This window comes from Paracoccus sp. N5, from assembly GCF_000371965.1.
Lineage (GTDB): Bacteria > Pseudomonadota > Alphaproteobacteria > Rhodobacterales > Rhodobacteraceae > Paracoccus.
Window position 1 is genome coordinate 1 of the sequence record NZ_AQUO01000002.1, and the last position, 25,468, is coordinate 25,468.

A 25,468-nucleotide genomic window follows, 5' to 3' on the forward strand; every position below is an offset into this window, starting at 1 on the left:
GCGCGCGGCGGCACCGCGCTTTTGCGCCTGCCCGACCGCCCCGGCGACCCCGCCTCGCCCCGGCGCGACTATATCGCCGCGGCCGAGCCGATGCCCGAGGCGGGCTGGACCGTGCATGTGCTGCTGGACAGCGCCGAGTTGCAGGCCGAGGCGCGGCTGACGGTGGCAAGCCTGGTGCTGCTCTTGTCGGCCGCGGGTTTCGGCGCGCTGATGCTGCGCCAGCGCCGCGCCCGCCTGCGCGAGCGGCTGGCCGCGACCGAGGAGCTGGAGCGGCGGGTGATCGCCCGCACCGCCGACCTGGCGCGGGTGAACGAGCAGCTGGGCCAGGAAATCGCCGAGCGCCGCGCCACCGAGGCCGAGCTGCGCGCCGCCCAGGTGAGCCTGGTGCAGGTCGGCAAGCTCGCGGCCTTGGGGCAGATGTCGGCCTCGTTGTCGCACGAGATCAATCAGCCCCTGGCGGCGGCGCGCAACTATGCCGACAGCGCCGGCATCCTGATCGAGCGCGGCGACTATGACCGTGCGCGCGAGAATATCGCCGAGATCCTGGCGCTGGTCGATCGCATGGCCGCCATCGGCAAGCACCTGCGCCAGGCCGCGCGCCAGCCCGATGCCAACCCCGGCGCGGTGACGCTGGCCGCGCTGCTGCCCGAGACGCAGACCATCGTCGCCGGCCGCCTGGCCAGCAGCGGCGCCACGCTGGAACTGGACCTGCCCGCGGACCTGCCGCCGCTGCGCGCCGGGGCGACGCGGTTGCAGCAGGTGCTGGTCAACCTGATCTCGAACGCCGCCGATGCCGCGCTGGAGGCCGAGGACCGCCGCATCACGCTTTCGGCCCGGGCCGAGGGCGGTCGCGTCTGGATCAGCGTCCGCGACCGCGGCCCGGGCGTGCCCGAAACCATCGCGCCGCGCATCTTCGACCCGTTCTTCACCACCAAGGGCATCGGCGCCGGGCTGGGCCTGGGCCTGTCGATCACCGCCAATATCCTGCGCGACCTCGGCGGCGAGATCGGCGTCCGCGACGCCCGCCCCGGGGCCGAGTTCCGCGTTACCCTGCCCGCCGCCACGCAGGAGGCCGCCGCATGAGCGCGCGCGTCCTGCTGATCGACGACGATGCGCAGATGCGCGGCTCGACCGCGCAGGCGCTGGAGCTGGCGGGCTTCGCGGTCGAGGCGCTGGCCTCGGGCGAGGAGGCGCTGGCGCTGGCCGGCCCCGGCTTTGCCGGCGCCGTGGTCAGCGACATCCGCATGCCCGGCATGGACGGCATGACCCTCTTGGGCCGGCTGCACGAGATCGACGCCGAGATCCCGGTGATCCTGGTCACCGGCCATGCCGAGGTGCCGCTGGCGGTCGAGGCGATCCGCGGCGGCGCCTATGACTTCATCGAGAAGCCCTTCGTGGTGCAGGAGCTGGCGACGGTGATCCGCCGCGCCGCCGAGCATCGCGCGCTGGTGCTGGAAAACCGCCGCCTGCGCGCCGTCGCCGGCAAGCGCGACGATATCGAGGCCCGCCTGCCCGGCCGCAGCCAGGCCATGGTCGACCTGCGCTATCGCCTGCGCGCCATCGGCGCCTCGGACGCGGATGCGCTGATCATCGGCCCGACCGGCAGCGGCAAGGAGGTCGTGGCCCATGCGCTGCACGACATCTCGCCCCGCGCCGGTCGGCCCTTCATCGCCATCATGTGCGCCGCCCTGCCCGAGGCGCTGATCGAATCCGAGCTGTTCGGCCACGAGGCCGGCGCCTTTCCCGGCGCGCTGCGCCCGCGCTATGGCAAGTTCGAACACGCACGCGGCGGCACGGTGCTGCTGGACGAGATCGGCTCGATGCCCTTGGAATTGCAGGCGAAACTGCTGCGCGTCCTGCAGGAGCGGGTCATCACCCGGCTGGGCTCGAACGACGCGCTGCCCTTGGACGTGCGTTTCATCGCCACGTCGAAAACCGACCTGGCCGATCTGGTGGCGCGCGGCGCCTTCCGCGAGGACCTGTACTGGCGGCTGAACGTCGCGGTGCTGCATGTGCCGCCGCTCGCCGCCCGGCGCGAGGACGTGGCGCTGCTGTTCCTGCAACTGGTCCGCGAATCCGCCGCCCGCCACAACCTGCCCGAGCGCGCCCTGTCGCCGGCCTTGCTGTCCGACCTCGCCGCCCGCGACTGGCCGGGCAATGTCCGCGAATTGCGCAACCTGGCCGAGCGCTTCGTCCTGGGGCTGGAACCGGGCCGGCCCGAGCCGGAACAGGGCGCGACCCGGCTGGCCGAGCGCGTCGCCGAATACGAGCGCAGCCTGATCGCCAGCGCCATCGCCGCCCATGGCGGCCGCCTGCGCGCGGTCTATGAGGGCCTGGGGATTTCCCGCAAGACGCTTTACGAGAAGATGCAGAAATACGGCCTCGACCGCCGGCTGATCCTCGACGCCGCCGAGGATGACGGCTGATGGGTGGATTTCCACCCATGCGATGGCGGCGATGTCCCCTTTCCCACCCATTTCCCGGCCCCGGCGCGGCGATTTCCACCCGGAAGGCGGATTAGCGTTTGGCGCACCGCCCGGGCCGCGCGCAACCTGACCGCATCGGCCGCGGGGAGGCGCGGCCCTACAGGGAGGAATGACGGATGGCATATCCGAAACTGGCCGCCGCGCTGGCGGCCGTGGTGGCGTTCGGCGGGACGTTCGGCTCGGGCGCCTGGGCGCAGGATTATCCGACGCGGCAGATCACCATGGTCGTGCCCTTTTCGGCCGGCGGGCCGACCGATACCGTGGCGCGGCTGGTGGCGGAAAAGATGTCCTCGGACCTGGGCCAGCAGATCGTGGTGGAAAACGTCGGCGGCGCCGGCGGCACGCTGGGGGCGGGCAATGTCGCCAAGGCCGAGCCGGACGGCTATACCGTGCTTCTGCACCATATCGGCATGGCGACCTCGGCGACGCTCTATCGCAAGCTGGCCTATGACCCGCTGAACGCCTTCGACTATGTCGGCCTGGTGACCGAGGTGCCGATGGTCGTCGTCGCCCGCAAGGATTTCGAGCCGGCGGATTTCGCGGGCTTCACCGAATACGTCAAGGCCAATGCCGACAAGCTGACCCTGGCCAATGCCGGCATCGGCTCGGCCAGCCACCTGTGCGGCATGCTGCTGATGCAGGCGCTCGAGGCGCCGCTGGTCACCGTGCCCTACAAGGGCACCGGCCCGGCGATGACCGACCTTCTGGGCGGGCAGACCGACATCATGTGCGACCAGACCACCAACACCACCCAGCAGATCAAGGGCGGCACGATCAAGGCCTATGCCACCACCACGGCCGAGCGCCTGCCGCTGTTCCCCGACCTGCCGACCGCCACCGAAGCCGGGCTGCCGGCGCTGCAGGTGGGCATCTGGCACGGCATCTATACCCCCAAGGGCACCGCGCCCGAGATCAACGAGCGCCTGTCGCAATCGCTGCAAAAGGCGCTGGCCGACGAGGGCGTGGTCAAGGCCATGGCGGATCTCGGCACCGCGCCCGAGCCGGCCGAGAACGCCACCCCCGCCGCGCTGAAGGCCAAGCTGGAATCCGAGATCGCGCGCTGGAAGCCGGTGATCGAATCCGCCGGCGTCTATGCCGACTGATCCCATCCGGCCCCGCCTGCCCAAGGGCGGGGCCCCTGAAAGGGCGAACGCATGACAACGAAACCCAAGGACAAGACCGATCTCGCCGCCGGCCTGCTGCTGATGGCGGCGGCTGCCTTCTTCGGCTGGCAGACGCTGGAGCTGGAGGTCGGCACCTCGCTGCGCATGGGGCCGGGCTATTTCCCCATGGTGCTGTCGGGGCTCCTGTTCCTGCTGGGCGCGCTGGTGGCGCTGAAATCGCTGGGCCGCGAGGGCGAGCCCTTCGGCGCGATCGCCTGGCGCGGGCTGGCCTTCATCCTGCCGGCGCCGGTGTTCTTCGGCCTGACGGTGCGCGGCCTGGGCTTCGTGCCGGCGCTGTTCGTGACCACGCTGATCGCTGCCCAGGCCTCGCGCCGGATGCGGCCGCTGCCGGCGCTGGCCTTGGCGGTCGCGGTCACCATCCTGTCGACGCTGATCTTCAGCTATGGCCTCGGGCTGCCGTTCCGGCGCTTCGGTCCCTGGCTTCCGGGCGTGTGAGGACAAGATGGACCTGCTTTCCAACCTCGCCATGGGCTTTTCGGTCGCCTCGTCGCTGGCGAACCTGGCCTTCTGCCTGATCGGCGTCATCCTGGGCACGCTGATCGGCGTGCTGCCCGGCATCGGCGCCACCGCGACCATCGCCATGCTGCTGCCGATCACCTTCCAGCTGGAACCGGTCAGCGCGCTGATCATGCTGGCCGGCATCTATTACGGCGCGCAATACGGCGGCTCGACCACGGCGATCCTGATCAACATGCCGGGCGAAAGCTCCTCGGCCGTGACCGCCATCGACGGCTACCAGATGGCGCGCAAGGGCCGGGCGGGCACGGCGCTGTCGGTGGCCGCGCTGGGGTCGTTCTTCGCCGGCACGGTCTCGACCTTCCTGGTCGCGATCTTTGCCCCGCCGCTGACCGAGATCGCGCTGAAATTCGGCGCGGCCGAGTATTTCAGCCTGATGGTGCTGGGCCTGGTCATGTCGGTGGCGCTGGCGCATGGCTCGGTCTTGAAGGCGCTGGCCATGGTGGTGCTGGGCCTGCTGCTGGGCATGGTCGGCACCGACATCTATACCGGCACGCCGCGCTTTACCCTGGGCATCACGCAATATGCCGACGGGCTGAACTTCGTCGCGCTCGCCGTGGGCGTCTTCGGCATCGCCGAGATCCTGCGCAACCTCGAGGACGAGCACGACCGCGAGGTGATGACGAAAAACATCAACCGCCTGTTCCCGACCGGCGCGGAGCTGAAGCAGATGATCGGCCCGGTGCTGCGCGGCACCGGCGTCGGCTCGGTGCTGGGCATCCTGCCCGGCGGCGGCGCGATCCTGGCCAGCTTCGCCAGCTACACGGTGGAAAAGAAGCTCTCGAAACACCCCGAGGAATTCGGCAAGGGCGCGCTGGCGGGCGTCGCCGGGCCGGAAAGCGCCAACAACGCGGGCGCGCAGACCTCGTTCATCCCGCTGCTGACCCTGGGCATCCCCGCGAACCCGGTGATGGCGCTGATGATCGGCGCGATGATCATCCAGGGCATCGTGCCGGGGCCGAACGTGGTCAGCGAACAGCCGCAGCTCTTCTGGGGCATCATCGCCAGCATGTGGATCGGCAACCTGATGCTGGTGGTGCTGAACCTGCCGCTGATCGGGCTGTGGGTGAAGCTGCTGACCGTGCCCTATTACGTGCTGTTCCCGATCATCATGGCGATGTGCTCGATCGGGGTCTATTCGGTGGCGACGAACACCTATGACCTGTTCGCGGTCGCCTTCTTCGGGCTTCTGGGCTACGTCATGTCCAAGCTGCGCTGCGAGCCGGCGCCCCTGCTGCTGGGCTTCGTGCTGGGCCCGCTGCTGGAGGAAAACCTGCGCCGCGCCATGATCCTGTCGCGCGGCGATCCCTCGACCTTCGTGACCCGGCCGATCAGCCTGGTGCTGCTGTTGATGGCGGCGGCCGTGCTGGTGCTGGTCTTCATGCCGCAGATCCGCCGGCGCCGGGACGAGGTCTTTACCGAAAGCGATGCATAGGAGGAAACGCATGACCGCATCCATCACCCGCCGCCTGCTTCTTGGCGCCGCCATGGCGCTGGGGCTGGCCGGCGCCGCCCGCGCCGAATTCCCCGACCGCCAGATCACCCTGGTGATCCCCTTTGCCGCCGGCGGCTCGACCGACGTGGTCGGGCGCATCGTCGCCGACAAGATGGGCGCCGCCCTGGGCCAGCAGGTGATCGTGCAGAACGTCGGCGGCGCCGGCGGCAGCCTGGGCGCGGCCCAGGTCGCCAAGGCCGATCCCGACGGCTACACGATCCTGATGGCCACCGTCGCGACCCATGCGCTGAACCCGCTGATCCTGAAGCAGAAACCCTATGACCCGGTGGCGGATTTCGCCCCGATCTCGCTGCTGGTTCTGGTGCCGAACGTGCTGGCGGTGAACCCCGAACTGCCGGTCAATACCGTGCAGGAACTGATCGACCTGGCCAAGAAAGAGCCCGGCACGCTGGCCTATGCCTCGTCCGGGAACGGCACGCCGCTGCACCTGTCGGGCGAGCTCTTCAAGTCCATGGCGGGCGTCGACATCACCCATATCCCCTACAAGGGCTCGGGTCCGGCGCTGACCGACGTGCTGGGCAACCAGGTGCCGATCATCTTCGACAACCTGCCCTCGGCATCCGGCCATATCGCCAGCGGCAAGCTCAGGGCGCTGGGGGTGACGACGGCGGAGCGCGCCCCGAGCTTCCCCGACGTGCCGGCCATCGCCGAGACCCTGCCGGGATACGAGACCTATACCTGGAACGCACTCTTCGCCCCGGCCGGCACCCCGCCCGAGGTGGTCGCGGCGCTGAACAAGGCGGCGCTCACGGCCATGGCCGACCCGGCCGTGGCCGAGCGGATGAAGGAGTTCTCGGCCAGCATCGTCGCCTCGACCCCCGAGGCGCTGGCCGAACACGTCAAGGCCGAGATGGCGAAATGGGAGCCCGTGGTGCGCGACGCGAACGTCAGCCTGGACTGACGCAGCGGCAAGCGCTTCAGGGGGCCGGGTCCGCGCGACCCGGCCCCTTTCATTCCCGCATGGTTTCGTGGCAGGAAAGGCCGCAGAACCAAGGCGATGGGGGGAAGGGCATGACGGCGACGGCGGCGGTGCGGTTGACCCGTGCGGGGCTGGTCGGGACCGCCCGCGCCCTGCTGAGCCTGCGGGCCGTGGACCTGCCGCCGCCCTCGGGCGCGCCGCGCATCCTGGTCGCGAACCACGTCAGCCACGCCGATTTCGTGGCGCTGTGGTCGGTGCTGCCGCCCGCCGCCCGCGCCCGGACCCGCCCGGTCGCCGGGGCGGATTACTGGGAACGCTCGGACCTGCGGGCCTGGATCGCGAACCGGGTGTTCCGCGCCGTGCTGATCGACCGCGACCCCGCCAGCCGCCGCGGCGACCCCATCGCCACCGTGGCCGCGGTGCTGCAAGGCGGCGAGGACGTGATCTTCTTTCCCGAGGGCACGCGCAACCTGACCGATGCCCGGCTGTTGCCGCTGAAATCCGGCATCTTCCACTTGGCCCGCGCCGTGCCGCAGGCCGAGATCGTGCCGGCCTGGATCCTGAACCTGGACCGCATCCTGCCGAAAGGCGCCTTGCTGCCGGTGCCGCTGAACTGCGCCGTGCGCTTCGGGCCCCCGATGCGCCCCAAGACCGGCGAAAGCCGCGACGAATTCCTGTCCCGCCTTGGCGCCGCCATGCTGGCGCTGGGCCAGGCGAAAGGCTGAACCATGGAGCGTTTCCATTCCCCCTCGGCCTTCTTCTTCTACGGGCTTTTCGCCTTTCTGCTGCTGGCCTCGGTCGTTGCGCGCTGGCTGATCCGTTCCGGGCGGGTCAAGGGCGAGATGGCCGGCAACCTTGCCGACCGCATCCGCGCCTGGTGGGTGATGATCTGCGTGCTGGCGCTGATCTTCACCCTGGGCGCCGGGGCGATCACGCTGTTCTTCGCGCTCTGCTCCATGGCCGGCTTGCGCGAATTCGCCACCATCACCCATACGCGGCGCGACGACCACGACGGGCTCGCCATCGCCTTCTATGCCGTCCTGCCGCTGCAATACCTGTTGGTCTATTTCGAGGTGCCGGTCTTTGCCGCGCTGCTGATCCCGGTCTATTGCTTCCTGCTGCTGCCCGTCGTCACCGTGCTGAAGGGCGAGGTGCAGGGCTTCCTGACCCGCGTTTCCGAAACGCAATGGGCGCTGATGGTCTGCGTCTATTGCGTCTCGCATATCCCGGCGATCCTGACGCTGGACATTCCCGGCTATCGTTACAGCGCCTTCACGCTGGTCGCCTGGCTGATCCTGGTCGTGCAGGCCTCGGACGTGCTGCAATATGTCTGGGGCAAGGCGCTGGGGCGGCACCTGCTGGCGCCGCGCGTCTCGCCCTCGAAGACGGTCGAGGGGCTGGTCGGCGGCGTGCTCAGCGCCAGCGCGCTGGGGGTGGCGCTGGCGCCCTTCACGCCCTTCGGCTGGTGGCAGGCCGGGCTGGTCGCGCTGACCGTGACCACATTCGGCTTTCTGGGCGGGCTGATCATGTCCGCCATCAAGCGCGACCGCGGCGTCAAGGACTGGGGCACGCTGGTGCAGGGCCATGGCGGCATCCTGGACCGGCTGGACAGCCTGGTGTTCTCGGCCCCGGTCTTCCTGCATATCCTGGCATGGGGGTGGTTATGACCGAGGATTTCAGCCGGCGGCCGATCGCCAGCCGCAACACGAAATGGGCCGCCTATGTGACGCGGCGGCTGGTCGCCCGGGGCGTGGCGCCGAACCGCATCTCGGCCGGTTCGGTGGTGGCGGCGGCGCTGGCGGGCGGCGCCTTCGCCACGGCGGGGGCGGTGACGCCGCTGTGGGGGATCGGGCTGCTTCTGCTGCTGGGCGCGGCGCTTACCCAGCTGCGGCTGCTTTGCAACCTTTTCGACGGGCTGGTCGCGGTCGAGGGCGGCATGGCCAGCCCCGACGGCGCCTTCTGGAACGAGGTGCCGGACCGGCTGTCCGACCTGCTGATCCTCGCGGGCTTCGGCATGGCCTCGGGGCGGCTCGAACTGGGCCTGCTGGCGGGCGCGCTGGCGATCCTGACCGCTTACCTGCGCGAATTCGGCCGCGCGGCGGGCTTCGGCTCGGATTTCCGCGGGCCGGGGGCCAAGTCGCATCGCATGGCGGTGGTCACGCTGGGCGCGCTGGCGCAGGTCGCGGGCCTGATCGCGGGCTGGGGCTGGCCGATCCTGCCCTGGGCGCTGTGGCTGGTTCTGGCGCTGACGGCGGCGACCGTGATCCGCCGCAGCCTGCGCATCCTGCGCCGGATGCGCGGCTAGGCCCTTGCCGCGCGGGCAGGCCGGCACCAGATTTGTCAAAGAATCGCGTCAGGGGGGCTGAACTCGGCCGGCCTGCCGTGCTACAGGCGCCACAGCCCGGACAACCAGACCAGAGAACCGAAGCCATGCCCGCATATCGTTCCCGCACCACCACCCATGGCCGCAACATGGCAGGGGCCCGCGGCCTCTGGCGCGCCACCGGGGTCAAGAACAGCGATTTCGGCAAGCCCATCATCGCCATCGTGAACAGCTTCACCCAGTTCGTCCCCGGCCACGTCCACCTGAAGGACCTGGGGCAGATGGTCGCGCGCGAGGTCGAGGCCGCCGGCGGCATCGCCAAGGAATTCAACACCATCGCCGTCGACGACGGCATCGCCATGGGCCATGACGGGATGCTGTATTCCCTGCCCTCGCGCGAGCTGATCGCGGATTCGGTGGAATACATGGTCAACGCGCATTGCGCCGACGCCATGGTCTGCATCAGCAATTGCGACAAGATCACCCCCGGCATGCTGCTGGCGGCGATGCGGCTGAACATCCCGGCGGTCTTCGTCTCGGGCGGGCCGATGGAGGCGGGCAAGGTCACGCTGGGCGACGGGCGCAAGGTCGCGCTGGATCTGGTGGACGCCATGGTCGCGGCGGCCGACGACACCGTTTCGGACGCCGATCTCGCCGCCATCGAGGAAGCCGCCTGCCCGACCTGCGGCTCGTGCTCGGGCATGTTCACCGCGAATTCGATGAACTGCCTGACCGAGGCGCTGGGTCTGTCGCTGCCCGGCAACGGCTCGACGCTCGCCACCCACGCCTTCCGCAAGGGGCTGTTCCTGGAAGCCGGGCGCCGCGCGGTCGAGATCGCGAAACGCTATTACGAACAGGACGACGATTCGGTGCTGCCGCGCAATATCGCGCAGAAACCGGCCTATGAGAACGCCATGGCGCTGGACATCGCCATGGGCGGCTCGACCAACACCGTGCTGCACCTCTTGGCGGTGGCGCAGGAAGGCGGCGTCGATTTCACCATGGACGACATCGACCGGCTGTCGCGCCGCGTGCCCTGCCTCTGCAAGGTCGCGCCGAACAAGGCCGACGTGCATATGGAGGACGTCCACCGCGCCGGCGGCATCATGGCGATCCTGGGCGAGCTGGACCGCGCCGGGCTGATCGACCGCAACTGCACCACGGTCCACGCCCTCACCATCGGCGCCGCCATCGACCAGTGGGACATCGCGAAATCGAACGACCCGGCCGCGCGCGAACTGTTCCTGGCCGCGCCGGGCGGCGTGCCGACGCAGACCGCGTTCAGCCAGTCCTCGCTGTGGCCGGACCTGGACACCGACCGGGAAAAGGGCGTGATCCGCTCGGCCAGGACGCCGTTTTCCAAGGACGGCGGGCTCGCGGTGCTGCGCGGCAATATCGCGCTGGATGGCTGCATCGTGAAGACGGCGGGCGTGGACGAATCGATCCTGGTCTTTACCGGCACGGCCAAGGTCTATGAAAGCCAGGACGCGGCCGTCTCGGGCATCCTGACCGGCAAGGTTCAGGCCGGCGACGTGGTGGTCATCCGCTACGAGGGCCCGAAAGGCGGGCCGGGGATGCAGGAGATGCTGTATCCGACCAGCTATCTGAAGTCGAAGGGCCTGGGCAAGGCCTGCGCGCTGATCACCGACGGCCGCTTCTCGGGCGGCACCTCGGGCCTGTCGATCGGCCATGCCTCGCCCGAGGCGGCGGCCGGCGGCACCATCGGCCTGGTGCGCGACGGCGACCGGATCGAGATCGACATCCCGAACCGCACCATCCACCTGGCCGTGTCGGACGAGGAACTGGCCGCGCGCCGGGCCGAGCAGGATGCCAAGGGCTGGAAACCGGCGCAGAAACGCCAGCGCCAGATTTCGGACGCGCTGCGGGTCTATGCGCAATTCGCCAGCTCGGCCGACAAGGGCGCGGTGCGGGTGCTGCCGGAATAAGGCCGGCCACAAGGACATGAAAAGGGGCGCCGCGCGGGCGCCCCTTCCGCGTTCCGGTAGGGATCAGTCCAGCTTGGACAGCTCCACGCGCAGCACCGAATCCACCGCGTCCTTGCGGAAATCCGGATGCTCGTCGCCATGCGGCACCTTGACGGTCACGAACAGCAGCTTGCCGTCCTGGCTGACCTCCAGGCTGTTCGGATGCGTCGGCAGCGCCAGCTCGTGCTTGACCGTCAAGGCCTTGGCGTCGATCACCACCAGCTTGCCGGTGCCTTTCGGCTCTTCCCGGCTGACGCCGCGGGTGGTGGCATAGACCTCGTCGCGGTCCGCATTATAGACCACGTCCAGCGTGCCCATGCCGGTCGGGACCGTGCCGATCAGCTTGCCGTCCTCGGTGCCGAAGACATAGATCTGGCCGGTGTTGGCATCGGCCGCGAAAAGCCGCCCGCCCCTGGCGTCCAGCGCCAGGTTGACGAAGAAATGCTTGGAATCGTCCTTGGCCGTGCCCTTGGTATCGCCGGTCGAGAAGCCGTCGACCCGATCGCCCGAGGCGGCGTCATAGACAGCGACCTCGTCGATGCCGCCGCCGCCGACATAGACCCGGCCCTTGTCGCTGTCGAGGGCCAGGCCCGCCGACCACAGCCCGGAATCGTCCACGCGCTTGACCAGCGCGGCCTTTTCGCCGTCCACGATCCACAGCGCGCCCTTCTCGGTCGGGCTGGTGACATAGACGCGGTGGGTCTTTTCATCGACCGCGACCATGCGGGTATGCTCATAGCCCTCGCCGTCCTTCTGGCCCAGCTGGACCGAGCCGGTCAGCACGCCGCTTTGCGCATCGAGGATGCTCAGCTTGCCGCTCATGGTATTGCCGACGTAAAGCCGGCCCAGGTCGCGGTCCATCGCCAGGGCGAAGGCGCCGTCGGGCAGCTGGATGCGGCGCTTGACGGACAGGTCGTCGCGGTCGAGCAGCCAGACCTGACCGGCGCTCGGCCCCTCGAAGCTGGGATTCGCCGCGACGAAGACCACGCCCTGGTCGGCATCGTCCAGGATCTCGTAGGCGCCGGGGATGATGTCCTGGCGGATCACCGCATCGGCATAGCCCGCGGGCTGGACCAGTGTTGCGGCATCTTGCGCCAGCGCCGGGGCGGCCAGCGTCATCGCCAGCAGCAGGGGCAGGGTCGCGCGTTCGGCAAATGTTTTTCTCATTCCGTGTCCTTCTTTCCTTGCGTCGAAAACCTCGGAAGCGCGCGTCTCGCGGCGCGCCGGGCTGCGCACGGCCCCGCGCCAGAATGGCGGCGCCGGGTTCGGGCTGCACCTGCGCCCGCGGCCCAGGCGAGCAGCCGCCCCGCATGGCCGCGCTGCCGGCGATGCCCGGCGCGGGAGAGAGCCGAAGGTTGAATGCGCGTCACGGGGCCCGCCTGCCAGCTTTGTCCGCCTGTCTAGGCAGATTTCCGCGGTCACGCAATGTCCGATGCAAATAGTCAGAAATTATCCGCTGCCCCTCTGCGGAACCCATCCGGTGCCGATGTCGTTCGTCGCAGGCATCAGAAAGGGCACCGGCGCGATGCAGCATCTGACATGCCCGCACTGCGGGCAGAAGGTCTATTTCCAGAACACGATCTGCGCCTGCGGCGCGGCCCTGACCTTCGACCCCGAAGCCGGCGGTTTCGTCCCGAACGGCATTCCCTGCGCGCAGGCGCAGGACATCGGCTGCAACTGGATCGCCGAGGCCGGCGCCGGGCTCTGCCGCTCCTGCCGGGCGGTCGCGACCATTCCGGACCTGTCGGTCGCAGAGAACCGCGCGCTCTGGGCGAAAAGCGCGGCGGCCCTGCGCTGGGTGCTGGCGAATCTTGCCCGCTGGGAGTGGTTCACCGATGCCGACCCCGGCCCGCGCCCGGTCTTCGCGATGCTTTCGGAACGCATCGGCGGGGCCTCGGTGCCGGTCAGCATGGGCCATGCGGACGGCATCATCACCATCAACGTGGCCGAGGCCGACCCGGCGCTGCGCCTGGCGCGCCAGCAGCAGCTGGGCGAGCTCTACCGCTCGATGATCGGCCATATGCGCCACGAGATCGCGCATTTCCTGTTCCAGCGGCTCGCGGCACTGCCTGGATTCCTGGTTGCCTTCCGCGCCATGTTCGGCGACGAGCGCGCCGATTACGCCGCCGCGCTGGAGCGGCATTACGCCCACCCCCAACCCCCGGGCGAGCGCCACATCACCGCCTATGCCACCATGCACCCGCATGAGGACTGGGCCGAGACCGCGGCGCATGTGCTGCATCTGGTCGACATGACCGACAGCCTGGTCGCGGCCGGGCTGACCGGACCGGCGATCCCGCCGCCTGGCTATGACGCCTATGCTGATCCCGACGGCGACCACCTGCTGCAGGTCGCGGGTGTCGTGGCGCTGGCGGTGAACGAGATCAACCGGGCGCTGGACAATCCCGACGTCTATCCCTTCGTGCTGACCGACACGACGTGCGAAAAGCTGAAATTCGCGCTGCACTGGCTGTCCTTCGGCGCGACCATGGCGCCGGAGGGCAGGCGCTAGATGCCGGTCGCGATCTGGTGGCTTGGGCCGGATTCCGGCGGGCCGACAAATCCGGCACTGTCGGCCGCGACCCAAGGCGGCGCGGTACTGCCTCGACGCCGCGCGAGGCGCAGGATGCCGCCAGCCGCTGGCGGCCGGGCCGGGCCTTGCAGGCGCTGGACGCCGCGCGGCACCGCCGCGAACGGATCCAGGACCAGAACCCGGCATCGGTTCCCGAGGCGCTGGCTATGCCACCGGCACCAGGCGTCGACCGCGCTCTACGGCCGGCCGAGGTGGTGCGCGGCGGGCTGGTGTCGGCCCTCGGCCGCGGTCAAGCTGGTGTGCAAGCGGGCGACGGCGAGGCAGCCGGCGGCCATATCGCGACCGCATCGGCTCCTGGTCGAGGCTGGGCGGTGAGGTCCATGTCCCAGGACCGCTTTCGGCGGACGACCGGACCCGGGGCCGGTTCATCGCCGATGCAATCGAGCGGGATTCCTTTTGACCGCTATCATCGCAAGACCCAGACTTATCTCGCCACCATCGACGCGGACCTACCGAGGACACCACAGTGATCGCCGGCGTCGAATATCGCAAGCACGCGCGGACCGGGACGACCTGGGCCAACTGGCCGCTGGTCTTCTCGGACGGGAGGCCGACACATTTCCAGCGCGGCTTCGCGACGGGGCTGGACTGGACGCGCGGAGTCCGACATGACCACCGGCTGCTTGCGCATCAAACATGACTTCGGCGATGGCGGGACGGCGCAGGTCAATCTGTCGCGCAGCATCGGCCATTACGATTCGCAGCTGTTCTGTACTTGCAGCCTGCCCGACCCGCTGACCGGGATAGGGGTCCAGCCGGGCGCAGCCATGACCCCAGCTTCGGCCTGCGGGCAGCCGCTCCGAATGGCATGGCACCAAGCCTTTGCCGCTGGACTGCCCCCGGTCGGCAGCATCTTCGATTGGGACGGCCCTGCGCTGGCGTCGGCTCGACAGAGCGGTTCATCCCCGCGCGTGCGGGGAACAGGCGCCCAGCGCGGTCTGCAGTGCAATCGCCCCCGGTTCATCCCCGCGCGTGCGGGGAATAGGGTCGGCTGAGCGGCGGAAGGAGGATCCAATGAGGTTCATCCCCGCGCGTGCGGGGAACAGCTCGGCAGCGGCAATCGCGGCGTCCACCTGCTCGGTTCATCCCCGCGCGTGCGGGGAACAGGCACATGGCCGAGCATATGGAGGACGCGCGATGGGTTCATCCCCGCGCGTGCGGGGAACAGCAGCGCGCCAGGGACGCTGAACCCGTTCAGATCGGTTCATCCCCGCGCGTGCGGGGAACAGGACGGTGAACGCTACCTCGGCAACACCGTCTCCGGTTCATCCCCGCGCGTGCGGGGAACAGGGCATAGACGATGCGATCGAACGCCGTGCCGCCGGTTCATCCCCGCGCGTGCGGGGAACAGGGGTCAGCAGAGTTTAAGCAGGAAATGGAGCGCGGTTCATCCCCGCGCGTGCGGGGAACAGACCGGGATCAAGATCTGCTCGTCGTCCACCATCGGTTCATCCCCGCGCGTGCGGGGAACAGGGCTCGCCTGCGCCGCCCATGATCGCAGGCATCGGTTCATCCCCGCGCGTGCGGGGAACAGCGGTTTGCCGATGCGATCACCGGTATTCGCAGCGGTTCATCCCCGCGCGTGCGGGGAACAGCACTTTCGCAGGGTGCTCTTCCATGCGCGCCCCGGTTCATCCCCGCGCGTGCGGGGAACAGTCGGTGGCCTTCGCCTTCGCGGCGTTGATGGTCGGTTCATCCCCGCGCGTGCGGGGAACAGGCCATCGACATTCAGATCGACCGGCTGTCGCGCGGTTCATCCCCGCGCGTGCGGGGAACAGTCCTTCTCGGCCGCGACCGCCTCCCCGCCGCCCGGTTCATCCCCGCGCGTGCGGGGAACAGCGGTTCGGCGTCAACCAGCAGCACCCGGGGTTCGGTTCATCCCCGCGCGTGCGGGGAACAGGCAGACCACGGCATGCTTGCGCCTGCCCTCGGCGGTTCATCCCCGCACGTGCGGGGAACAGGCATGGGTCTTGGACAGGCCCTTTTCCAGCGCCGGTTCATCCCCGCGCGTGCGGGGAACAGGCGGCGGCTGGCGCTGCTGGCGTCGGCAACGCCGGTTCATCCCCGCGCGTGCGGGGAACAGGTAGCTGACCGGCCAGTCCTCGACCTGGATGCACGGTTCATCCCCGCGCGTGCGGGGAACAGCTGGGCGAGATTGGCGACGCTGGCACGCCGGGCGGTTCATCCCCGCGCGTGCGGGGAACAGCAGCACGAGTTCGACGCCGCCGTGAGCTTCCACGGTTCATCCCCGCGCGTGCGGGGAACAGCCCGTCCAGCTCTGCCTCGCCGACGCCCATGGCGGTTCATCCCCGCGCGTGCGGGGAACAGGAGCAGTCCGGGACCGTGACATCTTGCGTGTTCGGTTCATCCCCGCGCGTGCGGGGAACAGTGCCAAGGGCTTCTTCGTTGCCGGCCAGGGTGCGGTTCATCCCCGCGCGTGCGGGGAACAGCCTCAACGCCTCATAGGGGACATGGCGCTGGTCGGTTCATCCCCGCGCGTGCGGGGAACAGGACCAGGTAGCGGGGCCGACGATCCCGTCGGCCGGTTCATCCCGCGCGTGCGGGGAACAGCTTGGGCAAAATTTGCCAGAGGCAAAATCTGCCGGTTCATCCCCGCGCGTGCGGGGAACAGGATTGGCCCGCGAACCTGACCGATGGCGTACCCGGTTCATCCCCGCGCGTGCGGGGAACAGCCCCCACATTCCTGCAAGAGATCGAGGCTTTCCGGTTCATCCCCGCGCGTGCGGGGAACAGGGGAAGACGTTCGTGTCGAGGGCGGCAAGCTGCGGTTCATCCCCGCGCGTGCGGGGAACAGCGTGACCTCGAAGACGCCGTCCAGCCCGAATTCGGTTCATCCCCGCGCGTGCGGGGAACAGCGGCTGGCGCGGCACATCAGCACCACGTCCGAAGGTTCATCCCCGCGCGTGCGGGGAACAGCATTCTCGAAGAAATGAAATCGGAACATATGACGGTTCATCCCCGCGCGTGCGGGGAACAGGACATCGTGAACGATACCTACCTCCCCTGTGCCGGTTCATCCCCGCGCGTGCGGGGAACAGGATGACGAACGGACCGCTGGTATCGCCGGCCGCGGTTCATCCCCGCGCGTGCGGGGAACAGTCTACGTGCCCGTCTGGCGAGGACATGGCCCGCGGTTCATCCCCGCGCGTGCGGGGAACAGGAGGCGAAGCGCAGCCACGAACAGAACGACCGCGGTTCATCCCCGCGCGTGCGGGGAACAGCTGATAGGCCGGCATCATGCTGTCGCCCTGGACGGTTCATCCCCGCGCGTGCGGGGAACAGTGCGCTTTAGCCGCCGCCGCCACCTTCGCGGCCGGTTCATCCCCGCGCGTGCGGGGAACAGGCCAACGCATTGGCGCCCATTGCCGGCCCGACCGGTTCATCCCCGCGCGTGCGGGGAACAGGTGCTCTAACCCCCGCCGACGCCAAAGCCGCCCGGTTCATCCCCGCGCGTGCGGGGAACAGACAACCCGACGAAAGCCGACCTGCGCGAGGCGCGGTTCATCCCCGCGCGTGCGGGGAACAGCGATGAGTGACCCGATCAAAGGCCAGTCAAATCGGTTCATCCCCGCGCGTGCGGGGAACAGGCCTGAGCCTCAGACATGGCATTCAGCCCATCCGGTTCATCCCCGCGCGTGCGGGGAACAGTTGATCGCCGCCTCCCCGAGTTTCACAGCCCGCGGTTCATCCCCGCGCGTGCGGGGAACAGCTTGGCGAACCATGCGGCGGGTAGCCAGTATCCGGTTCATCCCCGCGCGTGCGGGGAACAGCAGGCATGGAAGCCGCCTGAGCAAGCCTCGACCGGTTCATCCCCGCGCGTGCGGGGAACAGAGGCATACCGCGCCGATGACAAAACCGGAAAACGGTTCATCCCCGCGCGTGCGGGGAACAGAGCGCCTCATAGGCGCGGGTTGGGGCCCAGTCCGGTTCATCCCCGCGCGTGCGGGGAACAGCAATCCACCCGCGTCAGCGTCCCTCTGCGCGCCGGTTCATCCCCGCGCGTGCGGGGAACAGGGCCACCTCGCGCATGGTGTAGATGCGCCGCCCGGTTCATCCCCGCGCGTGCGGGGAACAGGCTGGCGGTATACCCAAGCCCGCCTTTGACCACGGTTCATCCCCGCGCGTGCGGGGAACAGACGCCAATCGCCGCCAGCATCGCGAGAACGATCGGTTCATCCCCGCGCGTGCGGGGAACAGAACGCTCCGAACTGGTTCTCGGTCAGCGGCACCGGTTCATCCCCGCGCGTGCGGGGAACAGGTGATAGCCGAGCCAACGCCCTGCATGTCGTTCGGTTCATCCCCGCGCGTGCGGGGAACAGACCCCGAAATGCTCCATGGGCAACATGCCATCCGGTTCATCCCCGCGCGTGCGGGGAACAGGCTCATCGGTTCGACGCCAGCCGCGAGAATGGCGGTTCATCCCCGCGCGTGCGGGGAACAGGCAGTCGCGCTGAAGCGAACAGGCGGCAGTCCCGGTTCATCCCCGCGCGTGCGGGGAACAGGTCTTTGTGCCAACACCTTCGGTGCGCCCGACCGGTTCATCCCCGCGCGTGCGGGGAACAGGCGCCGGGCGTGGTCGGCGTCGATGCTGTGGACGGTTCATCCCCGCGCGTGCGGGGAACAGCATGCGCCCACAATTCTGCACAATATATAATACGGTTCATCCCCGCGCGTGCGGGGAACAGCCCAAGGAAGTAGAGATCTGGCCGGAAGATGCCGGTTCATCCCCGCGCGTGCGGGGAACAGTGCCGTCGCGTTATTGGTAACCTCCATCTCGTCGGTTCATCCCCGCGCGTGCGGGGAACAGTGCCAGCCCAGCAGTCGCCCAGGACCCATTGGCGGTTCATCCCCGCGCGTGCGGGGAACAGGATACCATGACGCAAGCAATCCTGACCAAATTCGGTTCATCCCCGCGCGTGCGGGGAACAGACGCCCCGCGCATCCGCGTTTACGGCCGCAACCGGTTCATCCCCGCGCGTGCGGGGAACAGTAGGATTGCAGGTCGTCAAAATTGGCTGACAGCGGTTCATCCCCGCGCGTGCGGGGAACAGTTTTGCAGCCACGTTTCCCCGGCCCCCTTCGGCGGTTCATCCCCGCGCGTGCGGGGAACAGGACGGGCGTGTGCACCGCTACAAATACAACTACGGTTCATCCCCGCGCGTGCGGGGAACAGGTCAATGGCCTGCGCGGTGTCGTCGCGGATCGCGGTTCATCCCCGCGCGTGCGGGGAACAGTACAACGTGCTAAAAGGCAGTTTTGTCAGCCCCGGTTCATCCCCGCGCGTGCGGGGAACAGACCGGCAGCGCCGCTTTGTCAACCGCGTAAACCGGTTCATCCCCGCGCGTGCGGGGAACAGGTGGCCTGGACCTGCTGGCTCGGGACATTGGGCGGTTCATCCCCGCGCGTGCGGGGAACAGTTGGCGGGGTCTATGACGCCGCCGAGGGGGTTCGGTTCATCCCCGCGCGTGCGGGGAACAGTCGTCGTCTTCGTCGGCAGGGCTGCGAAGGGTCGGTTCATCCCCGCGCGTGCGGGGAACAGGGGCGAGCCGATAGGCTGGCCGCGCTCAGCGCCGGTTCATCCCCGCGCGTGCGGGGAACAGTCACAGTCGGGAACGGTCACATCGGTCGTGTTCGGTTCATCCCCGCGCGTGCGGGGAACAGGGCGGGCAAGCGACGTGATAGAGCCCGTCGCCCGGTTCATCCCCGCGCGTGCGGGGAACAGCTCCGCCGGGCCATGAACGCCCTAAGCGCCCGCGGTTCATCCCCGCGCGTGCGGGGAACAGGCCGAAGGCCCGGACACCGGCCAGCGCCGCGGCGGTTCATCCCCGCGCGTGCGGGGAACAGTCTGCTGGTAAAGCGCCGCGAAGCCCAGCGGGCGGTTCATCCCCGCGCGTGCGGGGAACAGCCGGCAGAAGGCCGAACGAAAGGTCAGGCAGGCGGTTCATCCCCGCGCGTGCGGGGAACAGTCGCGGGTCTCGTAGACCACAGCGCAGAGCGGCGGTTCATCCCCGCGCGTGCGGGGAACAGACTTCCTGGAAGTCTTTGTGCCGCAATGATATTCACGATGTCAATCGGGGCACCGATTGTTGCCCCGCTCTGGCGCAGCAACCGGCTATTCGCGTGGATAGAACGAAACCAGCTTCAATCCGTCGAAATCGACCGGCATCCGGCGGTTGCGGCCGACGGTCAGAAACTCGAATCCCTGATCCGTGGGCGCCTTCCAGATCATCACCGCATCTCCGCCCTCGATATAGGCTTCGACCTGCTCCCAGATCCGGGCCCGGGTCTTGGCGGAATAGTCGCCGACATACACTCCCGCCCTCACCTCCAGCAGCCAGGCGGCAAGGCGGCCGCGCAGGCGGGGTGGTGCATTGTTCAGGACGACGACCATCATCCGCGATGCCCTTCGTCCCCCGAACCGGCGCCGTCATCAAAAGCCGGGCCGATCGCATCCGGCGGCGGCTCGGGCCGCGGCAGCTCGCCCGCCGCCAGCACCTCCTCGATCCCGGGGATGATCTTCGCCAAAAGGCCGGTGCGGCGAAAGGCATCGCGGCAGGCAAGTCGCACGGCCCGGTCGGGCGGCATGTCCAGCTTGCCGCGCGCATGCAGGCCGGCGATGCGGAAAGCCTCGGGGACGACAGTCTCGAGCTTCCAGAGATCGGCAATGTCATAGACGAAGGACAGCGGCTTGCCGGTATGCAGGAAGCCGATGGCCGGGGCATAGCCCGCGGCCAAGACCGCCGCCTCGGTCAGGCCGTGCAAACAGGCGGTCGCTGCGGAAAGACAGCGGTTCGGCACGTCGCCCGCCTCCCAATCCGCGACATCGTATCGCCGGCGCTTCCAGTTGACGCCGTGGGACTGGGCCAGAAGCTCATAGGCCTTGCGCACCCGCACCCCTTCGATGCCGCGAAGCTGGTCGATCGAGCGGCGCTCAGGCGCGGGCTCGCGAAAGCGCATCTGATACATCTTGCGCACCACGCGCAGCCTGGCCGCGGGATCAAGCGCAATGGAGGCCTGCCAGAGCAGCCGGTCGGACCGGGCGCCACCGGGCTGGCCAGCGGAATAAAGCCGCACCCCAGCCTCTCCCACCCAGGTGATCAGGGTTCCCACCCTGGCGGCAAGAGCCACCGCGGCATGGCTGATGCGGGCGCCGGGTTCCAGCATGATCCCGGCAAGGCCGCCCACAGGGATATGCGTGCGCGTCCCATCGGCATTGACCGCGACGAAGGCGCCATCCTGGACATCCAGCTGCGCCCGCTCGACGAAAACCAGCGAGGCGCGATCCTTGAGCGGGATCGGCCTTGGCGGCGGCAGGCCCGGGATCGCCATCTCAGCGCCCCATCTCAGGCCCGGCGGATCAGCATCAGCCCGCAGCCGAAGGCCTTGGCGCGACCAAAGCCATGGGCAAGCTGAGCGAGAAAGGCGTCGGGGTCGGTGACGGTCAGGCGCCCGGTCATCTCGATGACGCCGAATTGCGGCTGGCCCTTGCGGGCGCCGACATGGGCCGGCAGCGGCACCACCGAATAGTCGGCCACCGCGAAATCCGCGAGCTGGAATCCCGCACGCGCGCCTTGTCGCGCCAGCCAGCCAGCGCCAGTCGTTTCGGCAGACGCCAGACGTGCCTGGCGCCGGGCGTCGCTTTCACGTCCCGAAGGGAGCGTATGCAAGGCGTCCATCACCACATCGACCCGCTTCGCGCGGGCATCGGGTTCGGCCTTGCGCGTCCGCGTGGCATTCGCGCGCAGCACGAAAGCCAGCCGATCACCCACGCGCAGATCCGGCGCGAAAGGCTTGATCTCGGGCGGCGCGAACAGCCCTGCGCCATCCATTGCCGGTGGACGCGGCGAGAGGATCAGGAAGCGCCCATTCCCCTCGGCCCGCCACAGGAAATCGCGGCGCCGGTCGGGATCGTCGGCGAACAGCGCCCAGATCAGCCGGTGATGCGCATCCATGATCCGGCCGCGCTCCGGGTCGTGCAGCCTGTCACGGGCGGGACCCTCGATCGGGTCGATCAGCGCCTTCAGTGCCGTGGTCGCCGGATTGTGCGCCAAGGTCACGCGCGAAAGATAAAGGCTCATGCCGCCCCCTCGGCCGCCGGCCGATGAAGGAACACGGGACGTTGCGCAAAGTGCCATTTTGCGCGCTCGACCGCCAGATCGTTGCGGCTGTCCGGCACGTCTGCAGGGCTCAGGGGCTGATCCGAGGCGACCAGCCGCAGCGGGTCCCGATGACCAAAGGGCGGACGAGCGGCCAATGCCAGTGCTTGCAAGGGGCCTTCCACCTCGACGATACGCGGCGCGGGCGGTGCAGCCAACGGGCAGGACTTGCGGCCCAGATAAAGCGTGAAGACCGGCTGGCGCAGGGCCTGGGCCAGATCCTGCAGTGCGCCGGTCCAGTCCGGGCCGGGCCACAATGCCACCGCATAGGCGACGCCGACCCGGTAATCGCGCAGCGTGATGGTCGTGTTCCTATTGCGTCCGGCACGCGCCAGCGCCGCGGGACGGCTGTCGGGGTTGCGCGCCGCGGCGGTCGGGATGGTCTCGACCGTATGGTAATCGCGCAGCGGCACCCCGTCGTCGATCACCCCCACCGCCATGCGCAGCGCATCGAGCCGGGCAAAGCCCGCGTCGTCGCCGCGCCGGATGCCCATGGCCGCCGCGACCAGGCCGATCACGGCTGAACGGCCGGGCCAGGTCAGCGAGCCGCGCCGTTCATGCCCGGCGAGTTCCCCCATGGCACCCAGGGCGGCGCACAGGGTGAAGACCAGATGCTCAGCCATCCGCCGCCACCGTCGAAGCCGCGAAGACGGCGATTTCATCGATATTCCTGGCGATCTCGCCCTCGGTCAGGCCCGGCTCGACACCCGTGATGTTGAGAACCTTCTTGCGCTCGCAAGGCTCGCCATAAGCCGTCGTCAGGCGCGCATTCATATCGACCAGCGCCCGGATCGACCCATCCAGCAAGTCCTCATCCTTTACCGCCTTGAAAAACGCGCCGGTCAGGTCGCGCGGCGCCAGCGAACCGATCTCTGCGCGCAGATAGGCCGCACGAGGATGGTGTCCATGACTGTTCTGCTTGCCCTTGGGCGTGGCGGTTGCCAGCGCGCGGGCCAGCGCCTCCAGTCCCCTTGCCGCCAATTCGCGGTCGCCGCCCAGATTCTCGACCAGAAGATCGGTGTTCACGCAGGCATAGAGGTAATAGACGCCCGAGCCGAAGGCATGTTCGCCCAGATGCGCCCCGCCCGCATCCTCGTCGCGGGTCTTGAGATCGTCGACGGCGGTGAAGAAATCGTCCTCGGATTGCGCGCGGTGGGTGGTGATGGCATGGCCGACCTGAACGGCGGCCTCGCGGTTGAAATCCGGGTTGTCGGCCAGCATGCGGCCGAACATGGCGATGTCCACGGCGCCGCCGGCGCTGCGCAGCACGGTTTTCGCCAGATCCTTGTCCGAGGGCAGCCCCTCTCCCGCAGCGGCGCGGCGTGCGAGATCCAGCGCATGGGCCCGTTCCTCGGGCGAGATGAAGGCCAGGGTCGTGCCCCGGACCAGATCCGGGTTCTTCTTGTCCACCGGCTCGATCTTGCCAAAGACCTTGGCCACGGCCTCGGCGATCTCGCGCGCCTTGGCGGCATCGACGCCGTCCTCGGCCAGCGCCTTGCGGATCACCTCGCCCAGCCGCTTGGTCCGTTCGCCCAAAGACCCGGCCAGCGCCTGCTGGAATGTGTCAGACATGCGCACCGCCCGCTTGATCGACTGGCTGGACAACCGCAGTCGGGGCGCACCGCCATAATGCGCCTCTTTCGGGCGGCCCTGATCGTCGCGGTTCGGGTTCGACGGAGGATAGGCGGTCAGCAGGTGAAATTGCAGAAAGGTGGTCATTCGGTCTCCTCCTCGGCGGCGGCTTCGCGCGGAGGCGCAGCGCCGTAATAATCGAAACACCAACGGATACGGGGCTTTTCGCCCCAGAACAGGATGTCCTCGGCCAGCGCCGCGACATTGCAGGCCCGGCCGACCAGCGGCAGCGCGCGGCGCAGGCCCGTGGCCAGTGCCTGCCGGTCGTCGGAACGGATCAACCGCTGAAAGCGCAGGGTCGAGAGCGCCTTGGGATCGCCCCCGCCAAAAGCCTGGGCGATGCGCCGCCCCTCGTGCCGCTCGACACGGGCCAGCACCTGGGCCAGCGCGGCCAAAGCCAGCGGATCGGCGCGCCACGAAGGCGTCTCGGCCAGGCGGTCGTGCAGCTCGATCACCCGGCCCTCGGCCAGAATGTCGGTGACATGATCCGCCCGCCGCAGCCTTGCCCGCAAGGCCCGCGCCGGGCCGGTGTCGTCGTCAGGGCGGAGGTGCTGCTTCCACCAGCCAAAGACGATCTGGCCGGGGTTTTTCGTCGCATCGCTCATGCGGCCTCCTTCTTGCGGGGTCGAGGTTCGAGGCCCAGCTTCTGATAGGCATCCCTGCCCAGCTTGTTCCACCCGGCGAAGGTGGCCCGCAGCCCCTCGCGCGACCGGATGATCTCCTCCATCGCTTCGGGCCGTTGCTGGTCCAGCCCCGACAAAGCCTGCCGGTCGAAGATCGTCAGCGCCGCCTGCTCCATCCCCCGCAGCCAGCGCGCGGCAGTGTCGGCAGGCGGGGCGCCAACCAGCAATTCGCCGAGTCCGGCCTCGAAACCGGCCTGCGTCGCGTTAAAGAATTCCTCGCGCAATGCCTCCAGCGCGCTGCCTTCGCCCGCCACAAACTTCAGCGCGCCGCGCAGGGCAAGGCCGAAGGTTTCCGCCGACTGGATCATGGCAATCAGAGTCAGACCAGCCTGGTGTTCCAGGGGCAGAAGCGGCTGGCGCGACCAGGTGAAGTCCCTGGGCTTCATATTGTCCATCGCCCAACCGGCCACGATGACGCTGGCTCCCGCCCTGTCCCTTGGCAGCACCCGCCGCTCATAGCTGTCCAGGCATGGCGCGCGGCGGCGCAGGTCCGCCTCATCGCCAGGCATCTCCATCACCACGCCCAGCCAGTTGCGATAGCCGAAAGCGCCGGCGCGGGGGTGCAGGGGCAGAAGTTCGGCGCCGGCCTTCTGCCGGTAACAGGGGGTCAAGGGATGCTGCCACCCGGCATAATTGGCGCCATAGGGCTTCTGGATCACACCGCAGATCGCCTCCTCCCCGACCAGCCGCAGGCGGCGCGGCATGCCGAAGAACGCCTCGGCCGGGTGGGCGGCGTCGGGATAGACCTCGGACCCCTTACCTTCGGAGGTGCGGGTCGGGCGCATCCAGGGCAGCACCTCCGGTCCCGCGGGCCGGCCGTCCGGCACGTTGGCCCAGACCAGATCCCAAAGGCTTCCCTTGCCCGGATCGACCAGCGTCACCATCGGCCCGCCGCCGCGCATCGAAGTCCGGTTCCCTGCCCCACCCGAAGGCGCATGGGCCTGAAGCGTATAAAGCGCCATCGCCGCCAGGGCCGGGTCCAGCACGGGATAGCGGTACCGCCGCACCATCAGGTCGGCATTGTTGCGCGCCGTATTGCCGCCGGCCGAGTCGATGAACAGCATGTCGGGCGGGTTCGGATCGCCCTCCAGCGGATCGAAATCCTGAAGGAAGCGTGGACCGTCACCCATCAGGTTGAAGGCCGGCGCAAGCGGGGCGAGCCGTTCCCGCAGGCGCTGCGCGTCGGGTTTGCGGATCCGCCAGTCCTGCGCATTGGCGGGCGGATCGGCGAGAAAGACGAGGCCGATCAGCAGTTCCAGGCAGGCGATGTTCAGATCGGCGCGCGGCCAGTCAGGAAAGACGACGCCCGGTTCGGCGATCTGGTCGGGGCGGATGATGCGGGGACCGCCATCCGAGCGGCGAACCGGGATCCAGGGATCGGTGATGAGATTGAGGGGCACAGCGGCTCCGACAATAAAAGCGACAAAAGAAAGTAGATATTGCCCCTTCGCAGG

20 protein-coding genes and 1 CRISPR repeat array are annotated in these 25,468 nt (G+C 68.9%); of the genes, 12 read left to right on the forward strand and 8 right to left on the reverse strand.

The annotated features are described in order from the left end of the window. From PARN5_RS22220 to ilvD, 10 genes are all read left to right on the forward strand, one after another. A partial coding sequence (locus PARN5_RS22220) for an ATP-binding protein (protein ID WP_018000509.1) occupies window positions 1–1,083 on the forward strand: 1,083 nt, incomplete at its 5' end. After that, a complete protein-coding gene (locus tag PARN5_RS0114565; protein WP_018000510.1) occupies window positions 1,080–2,426 on the forward strand; it encodes a sigma-54 dependent transcriptional regulator in 1,347 nt (448 codons plus the stop codon). The genes PARN5_RS22220 and PARN5_RS0114565, both read left to right, overlap by 4 nt. A 176-nt stretch (window positions 2,427–2,602) precedes the next feature. Then, window positions 2,603–3,589 (forward strand): tripartite tricarboxylate transporter substrate-binding protein, encoded by a 987-nt coding sequence (locus PARN5_RS0114570; protein ID WP_018000511.1) that lies wholly within the window; start codon window positions 2,603–2,605, stop codon window positions 3,587–3,589. A 51-nt stretch (window positions 3,590–3,640) separates the two neighbouring features. Further along, window positions 3,641–4,105 carry a tripartite tricarboxylate transporter TctB family protein gene (locus tag PARN5_RS0114575; protein WP_018000512.1) on the forward strand — a complete coding sequence of 155 codons (465 nt, stop codon included), beginning with the start codon at window positions 3,641–3,643 and terminating at the stop codon, window positions 4,103–4,105. A 7-nt stretch (window positions 4,106–4,112) separates the two neighbouring features. Continuing rightward, window positions 4,113–5,621 (forward strand): tripartite tricarboxylate transporter permease, encoded by a 1,509-nt coding sequence (locus PARN5_RS0114580; protein ID WP_018000513.1) that lies wholly within the window; start codon window positions 4,113–4,115, stop codon window positions 5,619–5,621. A gap of 10 nt (window positions 5,622–5,631) precedes the next feature. After that, window positions 5,632–6,603, forward strand: coding sequence for a tripartite tricarboxylate transporter substrate binding protein (locus PARN5_RS0114585; protein ID WP_018000514.1), 972 nt, complete (start codon window positions 5,632–5,634; stop codon window positions 6,601–6,603). 110 nt (window positions 6,604–6,713) lie between these two features. Next, a complete protein-coding gene (locus PARN5_RS0114590) occupies window positions 6,714–7,346 on the forward strand; it encodes a lysophospholipid acyltransferase family protein (RefSeq protein WP_018000515.1) in 633 nt (210 codons plus the stop codon). Between the two features lie 3 nt (window positions 7,347–7,349). Then, window positions 7,350–8,288, forward strand: coding sequence for a phosphatidate cytidylyltransferase (locus PARN5_RS0114595; protein WP_018000516.1), 939 nt, complete (start codon window positions 7,350–7,352; stop codon window positions 8,286–8,288). Further along, window positions 8,285–8,926, forward strand: a complete 642-nt coding sequence (locus PARN5_RS0114600; RefSeq protein ID WP_018000517.1) for a CDP-alcohol phosphatidyltransferase family protein — start codon at window positions 8,285–8,287, stop codon at window positions 8,924–8,926. The genes PARN5_RS0114595 and PARN5_RS0114600 overlap by 4 nt, the downstream gene beginning before the upstream one ends. Window positions 8,927–9,051: 125 nt before the next feature. Then, window positions 9,052–10,890, forward strand: a complete 1,839-nt coding sequence (ilvD, locus tag PARN5_RS0114605; RefSeq protein WP_018000518.1) for a dihydroxy-acid dehydratase — start codon at window positions 9,052–9,054, stop codon at window positions 10,888–10,890. Window positions 10,891–10,953: 63 nt separating this feature from the next. On the opposite strand, the gene PARN5_RS0114610 is transcribed toward ilvD, so the two are convergent. Beyond that, the gene (locus tag PARN5_RS0114610; protein WP_018000519.1) at window positions 10,954–12,096 is read right to left on the reverse strand and encodes a hypothetical protein; all 1,143 of its coding nucleotides are present in this window, start codon (window positions 12,094–12,096) and stop codon (window positions 10,954–10,956) included. 358 nt (window positions 12,097–12,454) lie between these two features. On the opposite strand from PARN5_RS0114610, the gene PARN5_RS0114615 reads away from it, so the two are divergent. Both PARN5_RS0114615 and PARN5_RS24280 read left to right on the forward strand, forming a co-directional pair. Continuing rightward, on the forward strand, window positions 12,455–13,441 hold the full coding sequence (locus tag PARN5_RS0114615; protein ID WP_026155449.1) for a putative zinc-binding metallopeptidase: 987 nt from the start codon (window positions 12,455–12,457) through the stop codon (window positions 13,439–13,441). Window positions 13,442–13,587: 146 nt separating this feature from the next. After that, entirely contained in the window at window positions 13,588–13,992 is a 405-nt protein-coding gene (locus PARN5_RS24280; RefSeq protein WP_157404037.1) for a hypothetical protein, read from the forward strand. Between the two features lie 425 nt (window positions 13,993–14,417). Next, window positions 14,418–19,570: a CRISPR direct-repeat array (repeat unit 29 nt; unit sequence CGGTTCATCCCCGCGCGTGCGGGGAACAG). A gap of 85 nt (window positions 19,571–19,655) precedes the next feature. On the opposite strand, the gene cas2e is transcribed toward PARN5_RS24280, so the two are convergent. The 7 genes from cas2e to casA are packed head-to-tail and all read right to left on the reverse strand — an operon-like array spanning window position 19,656 to window position 25,414. Continuing rightward, a complete protein-coding gene (gene cas2e / locus PARN5_RS0114625; RefSeq protein WP_018000522.1) occupies window positions 19,656–19,937 on the reverse strand; it encodes a type I-E CRISPR-associated endoribonuclease Cas2e in 282 nt (93 codons plus the stop codon). Then, complete coding sequence (gene cas1e, locus PARN5_RS0114630) at window positions 19,934–20,872, reverse strand: type I-E CRISPR-associated endonuclease Cas1e (RefSeq protein WP_018000523.1); 939 nt, start codon at window positions 20,870–20,872, stop codon at window positions 19,934–19,936. Before cas1e ends, cas2e begins: the two co-directional genes overlap by 4 nt. Before the next feature lie 14 nt (window positions 20,873–20,886). Next, entirely contained in the window at window positions 20,887–21,621 is a 735-nt protein-coding gene (cas6e, locus tag PARN5_RS0114635) for a type I-E CRISPR-associated protein Cas6/Cse3/CasE (RefSeq protein ID WP_018000524.1), read from the reverse strand. Further along, entirely contained in the window at window positions 21,618–22,322 is a 705-nt protein-coding gene (gene cas5e / locus PARN5_RS22225; RefSeq protein WP_018000525.1) for a type I-E CRISPR-associated protein Cas5/CasD, read from the reverse strand. Before cas5e ends, cas6e begins: the two co-directional genes overlap by 4 nt. Continuing rightward, window positions 22,315–23,418, reverse strand: coding sequence for a type I-E CRISPR-associated protein Cas7/Cse4/CasC (gene cas7e, locus PARN5_RS0114645; RefSeq protein ID WP_018000526.1), 1,104 nt, complete (start codon window positions 23,416–23,418; stop codon window positions 22,315–22,317). The genes cas5e and cas7e overlap by 8 nt, the downstream gene beginning before the upstream one ends. Beyond that, complete coding sequence (casB, locus tag PARN5_RS22920) at window positions 23,415–23,936, reverse strand: type I-E CRISPR-associated protein Cse2/CasB (RefSeq protein ID WP_018000527.1); 522 nt, start codon at window positions 23,934–23,936, stop codon at window positions 23,415–23,417. Before casB ends, cas7e begins: the two co-directional genes overlap by 4 nt. Then, window positions 23,933–25,414, reverse strand: coding sequence for a type I-E CRISPR-associated protein Cse1/CasA (gene casA / locus PARN5_RS22925; RefSeq protein ID WP_018000528.1), 1,482 nt, complete (start codon window positions 25,412–25,414; stop codon window positions 23,933–23,935). The genes casB and casA overlap by 4 nt, the downstream gene beginning before the upstream one ends. Between the last annotated feature and the right edge of the window lie 54 nt (window positions 25,415–25,468).